The 13,920-nt window shown below is 43.0% G+C and carries 13 protein-coding genes and 1 tRNA gene; 7 read left to right on the top strand and 7 right to left on the bottom strand.

What is annotated here, in order from left to right; translation table 11 throughout:
* The first annotated feature begins 197 nt into the window (after positions 1-197).
* The 5 genes from PWQ49_RS03820 (at position 198) to thsA (ending at position 5,219) form a co-directional block, all read left to right on the top strand.
* Positions 198-1,355 carry a glycine betaine/L-proline ABC transporter ATP-binding protein gene (locus PWQ49_RS03820; protein ID WP_300608064.1) on the top strand — a complete coding sequence of 386 codons (1,158 nt, stop codon included), beginning with the start codon at positions 198-200 and terminating at the stop codon, positions 1,353-1,355.
* Positions 1,352-2,182: a proline/glycine betaine ABC transporter permease gene (locus tag PWQ49_RS03815; RefSeq protein WP_300608061.1), complete on the top strand. Its 831-nt coding sequence runs from the start codon at positions 1,352-1,354 to the stop codon at positions 2,180-2,182. Before PWQ49_RS03820 ends, PWQ49_RS03815 begins: the two co-directional genes overlap by 4 nt.
* A 40-nt stretch (positions 2,183-2,222) precedes the next feature.
* Positions 2,223-3,107 (top strand): glycine betaine ABC transporter substrate-binding protein, encoded by an 885-nt coding sequence (locus tag PWQ49_RS03810; protein WP_300608058.1) that lies wholly within the window; start codon positions 2,223-2,225, stop codon positions 3,105-3,107.
* 128 nt (positions 3,108-3,235) lie between these two features.
* The gene (locus tag PWQ49_RS03805; protein WP_300608056.1) at positions 3,236-3,409 is read left to right on the top strand and encodes a DUF5350 domain-containing protein; all 174 of its coding nucleotides are present in this window, start codon (positions 3,236-3,238) and stop codon (positions 3,407-3,409) included.
* 172 nt (positions 3,410-3,581) lie between these two features.
* Positions 3,582-5,219, top strand: coding sequence for a thermosome subunit alpha (gene thsA / locus PWQ49_RS03800; RefSeq protein ID WP_300608054.1), 1,638 nt, complete (start codon positions 3,582-3,584; stop codon positions 5,217-5,219).
* 389 nt (positions 5,220-5,608) lie between these two features.
* Here the strand turns inward: thsA and PWQ49_RS03795 are convergent, their stop codons facing one another.
* The 7 genes from PWQ49_RS03795 to PWQ49_RS03765 form a co-directional block, all read right to left on the bottom strand.
* Positions 5,609-6,406 (bottom strand): ABC transporter permease, encoded by a 798-nt coding sequence (locus tag PWQ49_RS03795; protein WP_300608051.1) that lies wholly within the window; start codon positions 6,404-6,406, stop codon positions 5,609-5,611.
* The gene (locus PWQ49_RS03790; RefSeq protein WP_300608048.1) at positions 6,407-7,036 is read right to left on the bottom strand and encodes an ATP-binding cassette domain-containing protein; all 630 of its coding nucleotides are present in this window, start codon (positions 7,034-7,036) and stop codon (positions 6,407-6,409) included.
* A 485-nt stretch (positions 7,037-7,521) separates the two neighbouring features.
* On the bottom strand, positions 7,522-8,973 hold the full coding sequence (locus tag PWQ49_RS03785) for a homoserine O-acetyltransferase (RefSeq protein WP_300608045.1): 1,452 nt from the start codon (positions 8,971-8,973) through the stop codon (positions 7,522-7,524).
* The gene (locus tag PWQ49_RS03780; protein WP_300608042.1) at positions 8,966-10,276 is read right to left on the bottom strand and encodes an O-acetylhomoserine aminocarboxypropyltransferase/cysteine synthase family protein; all 1,311 of its coding nucleotides are present in this window, start codon (positions 10,274-10,276) and stop codon (positions 8,966-8,968) included. The genes PWQ49_RS03785 and PWQ49_RS03780 overlap by 8 nt, the downstream gene beginning before the upstream one ends.
* 11 nt (positions 10,277-10,287) lie before the next feature.
* Complete coding sequence (gene pscS / locus PWQ49_RS03775) at positions 10,288-11,667, bottom strand: O-phospho-L-seryl-tRNA:Cys-tRNA synthase (RefSeq protein ID WP_300608040.1); 1,380 nt, start codon at positions 11,665-11,667, stop codon at positions 10,288-10,290.
* A 15-nt stretch (positions 11,668-11,682) separates the two neighbouring features.
* Positions 11,683-11,753: transfer RNA gene (locus PWQ49_RS03770), tRNA-Cys, on the bottom strand.
* Between the two features lie 88 nt (positions 11,754-11,841).
* On the bottom strand, positions 11,842-12,168 hold the full coding sequence (locus PWQ49_RS03765) for a transcriptional regulator (RefSeq protein WP_300608037.1): 327 nt from the start codon (positions 12,166-12,168) through the stop codon (positions 11,842-11,844).
* Positions 12,169-12,379: 211 nt separating this feature from the next.
* Between PWQ49_RS03765 and PWQ49_RS03760 the strand changes: the two genes are divergently transcribed.
* Positions 12,380-13,114 (top strand): HesA/MoeB/ThiF family protein, encoded by a 735-nt coding sequence (locus PWQ49_RS03760; RefSeq protein ID WP_300608035.1) that lies wholly within the window; start codon positions 12,380-12,382, stop codon positions 13,112-13,114.
* A complete protein-coding gene (gene larE / locus PWQ49_RS03755; RefSeq protein ID WP_300608032.1) occupies positions 13,111-13,917 on the top strand; it encodes an ATP-dependent sacrificial sulfur transferase LarE in 807 nt (268 codons plus the stop codon). The genes PWQ49_RS03760 and larE overlap by 4 nt, the downstream gene beginning before the upstream one ends.
* Positions 13,918-13,920: the final 3 nt, after the last annotated feature.

The following is a 13,920-nucleotide window of genomic DNA, read 5'->3' as shown; positions in this document are numbered from 1 at the left end:
GATCATAATTAAATGAGACAAAAACTATAAAACTAATGAACAAATGATTAGTCAGCGAATTCAATAAGAAAACAGATTATAATTATAACGTATAATCTAGAGATTACATAATATAGATAATCTCTACAAAATCAAAAGGAGTTATTTTCATTAGGAGGAAAAAAAAGAAAAAAATAGTTGTCAACAATCTAACCAAAATGTTTGGGAAACACCCGAAAAAAGCTCTTTTTTATGTTGAAAAAGGTCTTTCAAAGACTGAAATTTTCAACAAAACCGGGCAAACAGTTGGTCTTTATAATGCGAGTTTTGAAATATACGAAGGCGAAATCTTTGTATTGATGGGGCTATCGGGTTCCGGGAAATCGACTCTTTTGAGATGTCTTAACAGACTTATTGAACCGACTTCAGGAAATATTCTTATTGATGGCGAAGATGTCACGGCTGTAGATAAAGATCGGTTACGTGAAATCAGAGAACGGAAAATCAGTATGGTTTTCCAGAATTTTGCACTTCTTCCTCACAGGACAATTATTGACAATGTAGCCTATGGACTCGAAATCCAGGGAATAGCTAAAGATGAAAGGTACAGGATAGCCGAGGAAGTAATTGAAAGGGTAGGATTAAAAGGACATGAAAAAAGCAAACCAAGTCAATTGAGCGGAGGTATGCAACAGCGAGTTGGTCTTGCAAGAGCACTTGCAACGGATCCTGACATTCTTTTAATGGACGAAGCTTTCAGCGCACTTGATCCTCTTATTCGCAGTGATATGCAGGATGAACTTCTTGAGCTTGAAGAAAATATGCAGAAAACCATCGTATTTGTTTCCCATGATCTTGATGAAGCCCTGAAACTTGGAGACCGTATTGCCCTCATGAAAGATGGTGTCATTGCTCAAATCGGAACACCTGAAGAAATCCTGACAAACCCTGCAGATGATTATGTATCCAGATTCGTCGCAGGTGTTGATAAGACAAAAATATTGACAGCTGAAAATGTCATGAAAAGACCAGATCCAGTGGTATCTATACGATCAGGTATTGAAGTTGCACTCAAGCTTATGGAGATTCATGGCAGATCTTCAATCTTTGTAGTTGATGCAAACAAAAGGCTCCATGGATTATTGATGGTTGATGATGCCGTAAAAGGACTAAAAGAAAAAAAACAGATATCTGAAATCCTCACAAAAAATTTCCCAATAACATCACCTGAAACTCCTCTTCAGGACTTAATTTCAATAAGTGTAAAAACTGACAAGCCTATAGCAGTTGTTAATGCCAATGAAAAGCTTGTTGGAACCATTGTAAGGGGAAGTATACTGAGTGCTCTTAAAAAAGTTGAGGAGGATGAAAAATGACAATCCCAAGGATACCTCTGGGAGATTTTGTAGAGGAAGCAGTCTACTGGACAAACGACCATCTTGGATTTTACTTGGATGCATTCAGTGATATTTTAGGATATCTCCTGTTGATTATGAAAAACGGGTTGTTACTGATTCCGGAGCCGCTATTTATCCTGTTAATAGCAGCAATTGCTTATCTGGTAAGCAATAAGGATTGGAAACTGTCAATTGGCTCGGCAGTGGGATTTATTTTGATCTTAAGCATGGATTTATGGGAATTATCCATCGAGACTCTGGCCTTGGTGATAGCATCAGCAGGGATGGCGCTGGTAATAGGCATCCCAATCGGAATACTGTGTGGAAAAAATGATCACATTCTGCATATTGTCAAGCCAATCCTTGATCTTATGCAGACAATGCCATCTTTTGTATACCTGATTCCTGCAGTGATTTTTTTTGGTCTCGGAAACGTACCAGGAATGATCGCAACCGTGGTATTTGCAATGCCACCTACAATCAGGTTAACCAACCTTGGCATACGCGAAGTTCCAAAGGAACTGGTTGAAGTTGCAGATGCTTTTGGATCGACGCCGTGGCAAAAGCTGGTTAAAGTGGAAATTCCCGTGGCTTTGAAAACCATTATGGCGGGAGTTAATCAGTGTATTATGTTATCTCTTTCAATGGTTGTAGTTGCTTCAATGATAGGTGCACGTGGACTCGGCTACCAAGTATTAATAGGTATACAGCGCGTGGATATTGCAGCCGGTTTCGAAGCAGGTATAGGGATCGTAATAATTGCTATTGTACTTGATAGGATAACACAACACCTTACCCCAAAATAATTATGCAGTCTTCATTTTATCAAAAAGGAGGAGATACAGTATGAAAAACAAATTAAAAGCTATTTTGCTGGGACTATTGCTTGTAGTGTCGCTTGTAGCCGCAGGATGTACAGGACAGGACGGTACATCTGAAGAAGCAGAGTCTATGAAAACATATGTAGTGCTCGGAGACCCCGGATGGGACGATTCCCGAGCAAATACACAGGTTCTCAAACAGATATTGGAATCAACAGGTAACTATGAAGTAGAAATTGTAAATGCGGATCTTGGTGCTATATACCAAGGAGTTGCACAGGGAGAAATTGATGCCTATGTATCAGCATGGTTGCCTCATACCCAAGGACAATACTGGGAAAAGTATGAAGACAAACTTGACTATGTCGGAAATATTTCAACCGGCGCTAAAACAGGTCTTGTAGTACCCTCATACGTAACAATTGATTCTATTGCTGAACTTAACTCTGAAAAAGAAAAGTTTGGTGGAATAATACAGGGAATTGAACCCGGTGCAGGAATCATGCAGACCACTGAAACTGCTATTGAGGAATACGAGCTGGATTATAAATTATCTGCTGCAAGCACTGTAGGTATGGTAACTGAATTGCAGAGAGCCATTAACAATGAGGAATGGATTGTAGTAACCCTCTGGTCTCCTCACTGGGCATTTAGTCGTATGGATCTGAAATACCTCGATGACCCAAAGGGCGCTTTTGGTGGAAGCGATAACATTGTTGCAGTTGCACCCAAAACCCTGAAGGTAGATAAACCTGAGCTTTACGAAATCATTAGCAGGTATACAATGAACATATCCGACATTGAAGCAATTATGCTGGACATAGATAAGGGTATGACCCCTGAAGAAGCCGCTGCAAAATGGCTTGAGGAGAATCCCGAGAAATACAACGAAGTTCTGGGAACTGAATAAGGTGGGATTTTCCCATCATACTTTTTTTTATTAATGAATTTCCCGCAACCTTTAATAAGTAGCATTACATGTATGGAAAACCACATTAGCTTAATTTAGAAATCATACTTATCTAGTGAGGACTCATAATGGGCAAAACCGGAAGCATTGAATGGGTAAAAGTCAAAGGCAGAAAAGGAAACGTAATTAAGGTCAAAAAGGCAGATGCAGAGAAAACACACACTGCGCCTGCCCAGCGCTACACTTCATCCGGAACAAAGAGGCGCTTTAAACACAGGTCACCAAAGTCCATTGTAAAATGAACTTTGTTCCTCAATTCTTTTTTTAATTAGCAGTGCCCCCTTATGGGATGTTGCTTTAATTGTTTTTACAGCTTTTTTTCATAAAGTAACCTTTATATAGAACTACAAACATGTACAAACAACCTGAGATTCAGGCTATCATATTGACAAATAATGTTACAGGAGGAATACAATGGCAGGACAAATGGCTGGACAGCCAATTTTCATTTTAAAGGAAGGTAACCAGAGAACAAGAGGCAGGGATGCCCAGAGCAACAATATTATGGCAGCAAAAGCTGTCGCTGAAGCTGTAAGGACAACTCTTGGTCCAAAGGGTATGGACAAAATGCTCGTGGACTCCCTCGGAGATGTTGTAATTACCAACGATGGTGCAACTATTCTCAAGGAAATGGACATTGAACACCCCGCTGCAAAGATGATTGTAGAGGTTTCAAAGACCCAGGATGATGAGGTCGGAGACGGTACAACAACTGCGGCTATCATCACCGGTGAACTTCTCAAGAAAGCAGAAGACCTCATCAATCAGGATGTCCATCCCACAATCATTGCTGCAGGTTACAGGCTGGCCGCTGATAAGGCAAGTGAGATCCTCAAAGAACTTGCAAAAGAGATCACCGTAGACGACCGTGAAACTCTTATTAACATCGCTGGCACAGCAATGACAGGAAAGGGTGCAGAAGCTTCCAAGGAAACACTCAGCGATATTGCTGTCAAAGCAGTTGCAAGCATTGCAGAAAAGAGTGACGGCGAATCCATCGACATTGAAAACATCAAGATAGAGAAGAAAGTCGGTGGTTCCATCGAAGACAGCGAGCTCATCGAAGGAATGATTCTTGACAAGGAGCGCGTACACTCCAACATGCCAAAGAAAGTAGAAGGCGCAAAGATAGCTCTCCTCAACAGTGCAATCGAGCTCAAAGAAACCGAAGTAGACGCGGAAATATCCATCACTTCTCCGGACCAGCTCCAGTCCTTCCTTGATCAGGAAGAAAAGATGCTTCGTGACCTTGTCGAAAAGATCAAGAACACTGGCGCAAATGTTGTCTTCTGCCAGAAAGGTATCGATGACATGGCACAGCACTTCCTCGCAAAGGCAGGCATTCTCGCAGTCAGGCGTGTAAAGAAGAGCGATATGGAGAAACTCGTACGCTCTACCGGTGCAAAATTGGTTACCAACATCGACGAGATGAGCGCAGATGACCTCGGTGAAGCTGAAATGGTAGAAGAAAGGAAGATTGCTGGAGACAGCATGATTTTCATTACCGGTTGTGTGAATCCAAAATCCGTTTCAATCCTTCTCCGTGGCGGTACCGAACACGTTATTGACAATATAGAAAGAGCACTCAACGATGCATTACGTGTAGTTGCAGTAGCCATCGAAGATGAAAAACTCGTAGCTGGTGGAGGAGCACCTGAAATAGAGGTTGCACTTCAACTTCAGGATTACGCAGCATCCCTCAGCGGCAGAGAACAGCTCGCAGTAAAGGCATTTGCCGAGGCTCTTGAGGTAGTGCCAAGGACACTCGCAGAAAATGCAGGTCTAGACCCGATCGACATGCTTGTCGAACTGAGATCCCACCACGAGAATGGTACAAAAACCGCTGGTTTGAATGTCTACCTCGGTGAAGTCATTGATATGTGGGAAGCAGGTGTTGTCGAACCACTCAGGATTAAGACACAGGCAATCAATGCCGCTGCAGAAGCATCCGTTATGATCCTGAGAATTGACGACATCATCGCATCAACCCGTGCACCTGAGGCGCCATCCGGCGGAATGGACGGCGGAATGGGCGGAATGCCTCAGATGTAAGTTTTCAGGGAAATAGATATTTCATGCACAGCTTTCAAGCTGTGCAACAACTATTTTTTAGAGGATTGCTATTAACTGCCGATTTTTCTGTTTCTTATCTTATCCGTAACACAAATAGGATGATGAATATCTACCTCAATATTTATGAATTGGTGTAGTGATATTCTCAAATAATTTTTATTAGATAGCAGTCAATAAAATCATACCTTTCTTGATTAGTCCTTTATTGCATAGTTGCCTTTACAATTCATTCCATTTTTTATCCTCTTTTCCTGCTTGGGAAATTTGTTATCGAAATGCCAAAGTCGCGTATTCATTGAATCCTGAAAAGTAATGAACAAGAAAACAGGAGACGCGGAATAATCAAGAAAAAGAAGAACATGATCTGATCAGGCAGTTGCTGATTTGAACACATCTTCTTTTAGTATGCCATAATCATCGAAACTCGAGCGTATGGTCATGAAGATACCGATCGTGACAGTCATCACAGTAGAAACATAGATCCCTATCATGATAGCCATCTGGTATTTGATAGCAAGGATCGGGCTGGAACCCGCAATGATCTGACCAGTCATCATTCCCGGTAATGACACTAGGCCTATCGTTGACATGTTTGCAATAGAAGGTTTCAGTGCAAGCTTGAGACTTTTCCTTGCATAGGGAAGAATAGCCTCATGTTTTTTCGCACACAGTGAAAGACTGTAAAGATAACGGTTCTCGTTCCTCCTGATGGTATCATAGAAATTGTTGATGCTCACGATGTTACCCCTTAGTGAATTGCCAAGAAACATGCCGAATATAGGGATAAGATATCTGGCATCAAAGAGGTTCTCAAGCTCCACCACGAAAGTATTGAAGTAAAGGATAACTAGGAAATTACCTGCTATGAATGAGACCATGATAGGCAAAAGTAACTTCTTAAGGTCAAGACCTACATCATTTATAGAGGAATGGGTTGCTGCAAGGATCATCACAAGCAACCAAAGAAGATTCACGATCGAACTGTTAAGGTCAAAGAGCAAGGTAAGAAAAACTCCCACAAAAGCAAGTTGAACAATCATCCTTGAGGCCGATACTACAGTATCATGGATCATACCAAGCTTGAGGTAGTGACTCACAAGAAAAGGAACTGTGAGCAACAGGAAACAGGCCGCAAGGGAGAAGTAACCAATATCTACAGCATCCATTTAAACACCCACTGGTATGACCTTAACATCTCTCTTTTCCCACACATCATCATGGGATATGATCACAAGTGTCCATTCCTTTCGCTCAAGGAAATAATTTGCCACCTTCTCTTTTAGAGCACCATCAAGGGATGAAGTGATCTCATCGAGCAGGTAGATGTCCTTTCCAATAAGCACTGACATAATGATGCCTATCCTCTGTTTCTCGCCTCCTGAGAGGTCCTCGAAATCCATCTCAAGAACATCTTTCTGAAATCCCAAATAGACAAGGAGTCTCCGGAGCTTTGTCCTGTCCAGTTTACCTTGATTGAAGGAATAGGAGAATACCTCCTCGATAAACTCATTGACAGAGCCTTCATAGATATCAAGATCTTGGGAAACATAAGCAATCCTTTTTCTTGCATTCCATACTGTATCACTGTCAAGCAAGTGGTTGTTAAAGAAGATTCTTCCTCTTGTGGGATGAGCAAATCCCATCGGCATCTTCAAAAGTGTTGACTTGCCTGAACCTGACCTGCCTTTGAGCAGGATACGATCACCTTTGTTGATATCAAGGTTGAAGTTAGACAGTACTTCCTTCTCACCATAGCGGATAGATACATCCTCATACTTCAAAAGTTCAGTATTCATGAGCTTTTGTTTACCCTATTTATTTAGACATTTAATAATAAAATCCAGAATATCCAACCGGATAATACATTCATCTTCTGTTGGTAAAGGATATAAATGCTAGTTCACCTGAATATTATATGAAAGTATTTATCCAAAAAAACCGCGTTTTACACATCCATTAATACCGATTTCAAATTTAATGTTATTGAGGTAACTAGACTAACCAAAATCCGACCAAAATAATTGTTACTTTCAAGGACAACAGTCTTGATTCCATTATTTGCAAGATCGCGGGGTGCGGTATAGGCATTCGATCGGGACCATGTCCCACAATAATCACATCTAATTCCACATAAGAAAAATAGGAACTCAGTGATAAATTCTTCAACTATCAGAAAGTGTAATGTCTTTTTCAGACGCCTTTGCAAAATACTCTATACGTTTTCCTAACAAAACAATATTTTCAAAAATTATATTAGCCAAATAAAGAGAAGGAAAAAGCATTAATCGGCTTTTTTCCCCATCAAAGCGCTAATATTATCACTAGACAAAATACCCACAAGACAGCCATTCTCATCCACAACCGGTAATGCAGAAATAGCATATTTTTCCATCAGTTGCGCAGCTACAAACAGTGATTCTTCCTGTCTTGTAGTCACAATATCCCTGGAAACAACGTCCTCAAGGGAAACTATCTTGTTTGCCACGGCTCTTGTAATGTCCCAGGAAGTTACAATTCCGCTAATCCGCCCGCTGGGAGACAATATTGGAAGATGAGTGGTATTCTTCGAAATCATGAGTTGGGCTGCTTCCTCAAGGCTGCATCCTTCGTCAATGGTAGGTACTTCTGATAACATCACATTCCTTACACTAAGATGTTCAAGGAAAGAAGAAACATGATAATTGATCTGTCCCTTTTCAAGAAGGAAAGCATCGTGACCAGAATGTGAAACTATCTCTCGATATTCTACCTTCAGGTCATGCAAAGTAAGAGCCTCGACTATTTCCTTTGACTGGTACGAAGGATAAAGCCAATCAGAAGAAACTGATATTATAAGAAAATCAGCTTTTACATTCTTCAGACCTTCTTCAAGTGATTTACCATTACTCAGGTCAAAGAGATCAACTGCCTTTGTCAAGTAGAGATAAGAATTAGGATCAAACCTTTTGGTGAAATTATCACCCTGATAATGCAGATAACTCTCTACCTGAAACATGCTTTCATCCTTAACATCCCTTCCAAACTTGTTTTGCATGGCAGTGTCACTGAGGTAGGTGATGTGACCAATCATACGTGCAAGAGCAAGCCCCTCACATGGAAACTCGCCATCGTAATAGTCTCCTTTATTCCACTTTGGATCCCTCATTATTGCCTGTCTTGCAACTTCATTGAAGGCAATTTGCTGGGGAGAGGATATGGCAGTGGATGCCAGCACAATGACCTTTTGCATCATTTCAGGAAAGGATACTGCCCACTGGAGAGCCTGCATACCTCCCATCGAACCTCCGGCTACCGCATACAACCGAGAAATTCCCAGATGTTTCAAAAACTCATACTGAAGATTTACCATATCTTCAATGGTAATTTGGGGGAAAGACAGACCATAGGACATCCCTGTGGAGGGATTAATGCTGGAAGGACCGGTTGTACCCTGACATCCGCCCAGCACGTTAGAACAAATAACAAAATAACGATCCGTATCAAAAGCCTTTCCGGGTCCGATTGTACTATCCCACCATCCAGGTTTTTCATCTCCCTCATGATATCCTGCTGCATGTGCGTCTCCCGTGAGAGCATGACATATCAGGATCGCATTGTTTTTTTCAGAATTCAGTTTACCATAGGTTTCATAGGCTACGGTAACCTCTTCCAGAAAGTTCCCTGAATTGAGAAAAAAAGGTACTTTAAGAGTATAAAATTGAGTTTTTACAATACCTACAGACCTCTCATTCATCCGTTTTTACTCCTTCAAGTGCCTGTTCAAGATCTGCGATCAGGTCATCCACATCCTCTATACCCACCGAGAGCCTTATATAATCGGGGGTTACACTGGTGCTTACCTGCTCTTTAGGAGTCAGTTGCTGGTGGGTTGTGGATGCCGGATGGACTACAAGACTCTTGGCATCTCCAATATTGGCAAGATGAGAAAACAACTGGAGACTTTCAATAAACTGTTTTCCTGCTTCAAGACCGCCCTTGATGCCAAATCCTACAATTGGCCCAAAACCATTGTCAAGATACTTTTTGGCTTTTTCATGGCTTTCGTGCCCTTCAAGTCCAGGATAATTCACCCATGCTACTTTAGGATGTTTTTTCAGATAGGTAGCGATTTCAAGGGCGTTTTCCGAATGTTTCCTGACCCTTAAGGGCAATGTTTCCAGTCCCTGAAGGAAGAGGAATGAATTAAACGGACTGAGTGCAGCTCCTATGTCACGTAGCCATTCAACACGGGCTTTTAACACAAAAGCTATGTTTCCAAGTCCTGGCACATCACCAAATGCATCCCAGTAAACCAGTCCGTGATAACTGGGATCCGGTTCTGTAAATTCGGGGAATTTCTCATTGTTCCAAGAAAACTTTCCCGAATCCACGATTACACCACCAATTGATGTCCCGTGACCACAGACATATTTGGTTGCCGAAAGCACAACTATATCCGCCCCGTGTTCAATCGGGCGCACAAGCCCCACACCTACAGTATTATCAACGACCAACGGAATTCCTGCCTCGTGGGCGATGGCTGCTAGCTTCTCAAAATCAGGAATGTCCAGCTTTGGATTCCCGATGGATTCTACATAAATTGCCCTAGTGTTCCCGTTAATGGCATTCCTGAAAGCTTCAGGGTCAGCGGAATCGACAAATACAGCCTTTCGTCCCAGTTTTGGGAATGTATGGTTGAAGAGCTGGTACGTTCCTCCATAGAGATTATCAGCAGCTACTATCTCATCCCCTACTCGAGTAATGGTCAGCAGGGCAATGGAGATGGCAGCCATTCCGGAAGCCACGGCAAGTGCACCAGTTCCGCCTTCAAGAGCAGCCATTCTCTTTTCAAAGACGTCTGTTGTCGGATTCATAATGCGGGTATAAATATTGCCAAATTCCTTCAGGGCGAACAGGTTTGCGGCATGCTCGGTGTCGTTAAACACATATGCCGTTGTCTGATAGATTGGCACTGCGCGAGAACCAGTAGCTGGATCCGGCTCCTGCCCTGCATGTATCGATAAAGTTTCCAGACCGGGAGTTTTATTTTGGGTCATTTATTTACACCTCAATTCACATTAAGCTCATATTTCTCTGCAACTTCTTTGAACGCATCCGAAAGAAAATGGATTTTCTCCCAACTCAATCCGTATGTATTGAGTTTCCACTGCCGAGTTGCTCCGGAGAACATGCCCACTATGCCGCGTTTTGACATCTCGTCACTAAGGAAATAACCACGGCGCTTGTTGTTTTTTGCAACCTTATCAAACGTGCCGGAGGTATCCACCTTGGTAAGAGTGTGTTTGCGCGGGTATTCGGATACTATTTCGTTTCCTTCAATTTTCAGGAATTCCTTCAGGAAGTAATTAGATTTTTTAACTTCCTCATCCCAGTTTTTCGTCCGCTTTTTCACATGTGGGAACGATGCCATCATGGAGAGCAGGGTTCCTCCCATGAGGGTACATCCCATCATCTCCACTTCCTTGATCCCAAATTTCTTGCCTGTTACATCTCCAGTCATCTGGGTTGTACGGAAAATTAGGTCTGCATATTCATCGGTGGTCGCCAGAACACCGGATGGTGCAGCCGATGCCATTGACTTATGACCAGAGCCAACAACGAAGTCGGCACCGATTTTCTTACCGTCCACCGGTTTTATCCCCACCGTGTACGCACCGTTGTAAAGCAGCGGAATGTCATACTGGTGGGCTACCTTTGCAATTCCTTCGACGTCATGCTCGTTGGCGAACTGATAGTCAAAGTGATCAATAAATACAAGTTTGGGAGTTCTGTCTGTTTCCCTTGTTACCGCCTCGATCTTTTCCGCAACCGCATCTGCAGTAACCAAATTGTTCTCATCGAGTGAAACTTCACGAATCAAGCCGCCTGCAGCTTCCACCGAAAGGAATTCCGTGTAATGTGCAAGCGCCGAAACAATAACTGAATCACCTTTTTCAACTAACGACGAGGTTACCGCCTGAAAAGCCCTCCGTGCTCCGGGCACCACACGTGCTACATCCATGTTCACAAACTCTGCCAGTTCATCATGAAAGTCAGCAATTGGAGGACGGCTTATTTTATCAAGACGAAAAGGCTTGCGGCAGGTGTCACAGGTAGAGTACCCGTCGCCATAGGAAATTAGCGCTTTCCTTGCTTCAGGGGTCAGCCTGCCAGCAGCCTGTATTGGCTGGATATTAATGTATCCTTCTTCACGAAAGCGCAGTCCTATGCCGTCAACTACTGATGGTAGAGCCTGGTTGTTCCCGGCTCCGCCTGCCTCAAGGGATTCAACAATATCCCTGAGCCTTGACGTTTTCTGCTTAAAGGAAATCTCCTCTTCGGCCGAAAGACCCCCTGGTAAGGATTGCCGAATTAACTCGCGGATATCCTCAAGGGTAAAAAGGGCTTCGAAGGTTTTCCCTATTAGATCATTTTTAGGACTTTTCATTTGATATCTCCAAAAAGGCCGGGGTGAGAATCGAACTCACATACTCCGATCTGCAGTCGGACGCATAACCACTCTGCCACCCGGCCAAAAACTTCACAATTGTGAAGTCACAATTGTGAATATACGCTCATACTATAAATACTTAATCTTAGAACGAGATGAACATTCAGGAGATCATTCATCCGGGTCAGAGGGGCACTTTTCACCCTCTGTCCTTAACAGCCTGCATATTTCACAGAACTTTTTAGGGAGATCTACATCACTGCCGGACTTGATTTCAGCTGAAAGTTCGGCTATGACTTCTTTAATCTCGTCGTCAAATTCAATCTTATATCCGCGCTTTTTGGTCAGGTATTGTGATACCGCCGAGGGGGCCATTCCGAAAATGGAGGCTACATCCTGTTGTGATACACCCGAGTGTACCAATTCGGCTGCAAGTGCCGCACGGATCGCAGGAAGGATGTCCCAAACCACAACCTCACAGGGGGTTTTAACTTTCATGAGTATTCCAACACAAGGTCTGTTTTGATAGGATATAAACATTAATAAATAAATAAATAGTTCACTATCGTGAACCGGGTTTCTCGAGTATACCGACTAAAGTATTAAAACCAAAGAGTACAGTTATTTGTTCACATATGTGAACCGATGCATATCAAGTTCAACAGAAATAAAAAGAATAAAACAGTACCTGTCAAAGAGGATTGGGCATATGCTTTCTGACGCAGAGAAAAAGTTGTACAGCCGCCAGATAATGATGATCGGGGAGGAGGGGCAGGAGCGCCTCAAGAAATCCAGGGCCGTTGTTGCCGGATGCGGAGGGCTTGGATCGCCTATTATTAATTATCTTGCCGTGGCCGGTGTGGGGCATATACGGATCATTGACATGGATAGTGTGGAGTTGAGTAACCTTAACAGGCAGATTCTCCACTGGCATTATGATATGGGGAAAAAGAAGGTTTGCTCCGCCGGGGAAAAGCTGAAAGACATCAATCCCTTCATAACCATTGAGACTATCGGGGACAGAATTACAGACGACAATGCAAAAGAGCTACTCGGAGATGCGGATGTGATCATAGATGCACTGGACAACTACGATACACGTTTTCTGCTAAACCGGATTGCAGTTGAGAATAATATTGCACTTATTCACGGAGCGGTACACGGTATCCATGGCCAGATGACAACAATTCTGCCTGGGAAAACGCCCTGTATCCAATGCATCTTCAAAAGAAAACCTCCAAAGGAACTGTTCCCGATAATCGGGACAACTGCTGGGGTTGTAGGAACCATGCAGGCAAACGAAGCAATCAAATACCTGCTTGGAGAGGAAGATCTCTATACTGGCAGGATGGTTGTGTGGGACGGAAAATCCGGCACAACCGAAGAACTCAAAATCTCCAGGAATCCATCCTGTGAAATATGCTGGAGTTGCAGTGAAAAATGAACCTGCACGAAGATAAGCTCAAAAAGCTGGAACAATTTATTTCCGACAAGGGTACGCTACTGATTGCGTATTCGGGAGGTACAGACAGTTCCCTGTTAGCTGTGATCACAAAAAAAGTGCTAAATGATAAACATCTCTGTGTGCTGGTTGATTCTCCGCTTATACCCCGCAGGGATGTCCGCCGTGCCCGTGATATTGCTGAAAGGTACGGGATCTGCCTCAAAATGCTGCCTTTTGATCCCCTGAAAATCCCCGAAATCAGGAATAATCAAAACGACAGGTGCTATCATTGCAAAAAAAAAATCTGCAGCACATTGAAGCAGATCGCAGGAGAACATGGTATTACGACCATCGCCGATGGGACAAATCTTTCGGATCTGGCTGAATACCGCCCAGGTCTCCATGCTGCTTCCGAGGAAGGGATTTGTCATCCGTTTGTGGAAGCAGGGATCGACAAAAATGATATTCGTGAAATCGCAAGGGAAATGGGGCTGGAATTCTGGGATATACCCTCTTCTGCATGTCTTGCTTCACGAATGCCCTACAATGAAAAGCTCGATTCTGACAAACTGGAAATAATAGAGAGAGGGGAAAATATCCTCCACGATTGCGGAATAATGCAATGCAGAGTGCGGCTTCATGACGGTGGGAGTTTTGCGCGCATCGAAGTGCCTGAAAACATGTGCTCAGATCTTGTTTCAAAAAGGGACTGGATTATGCCGAAACTCCGCAAGCTTGGATTCCATTATATAACCCTTGATCTGGAAGGGTATCGCCCGGGAAACTTTGACAAAAAAGAATAAGTT

The sequence above is a fragment of the Methanohalophilus sp. genome, from assembly GCF_030156785.1.
Lineage (GTDB): Archaea > Halobacteriota > Methanosarcinia > Methanosarcinales > Methanosarcinaceae > Methanohalophilus.
The sequence above is the reverse complement of the archived record's forward strand: the minus strand, read 5'-3'. Positions and strand labels throughout refer to the sequence as shown.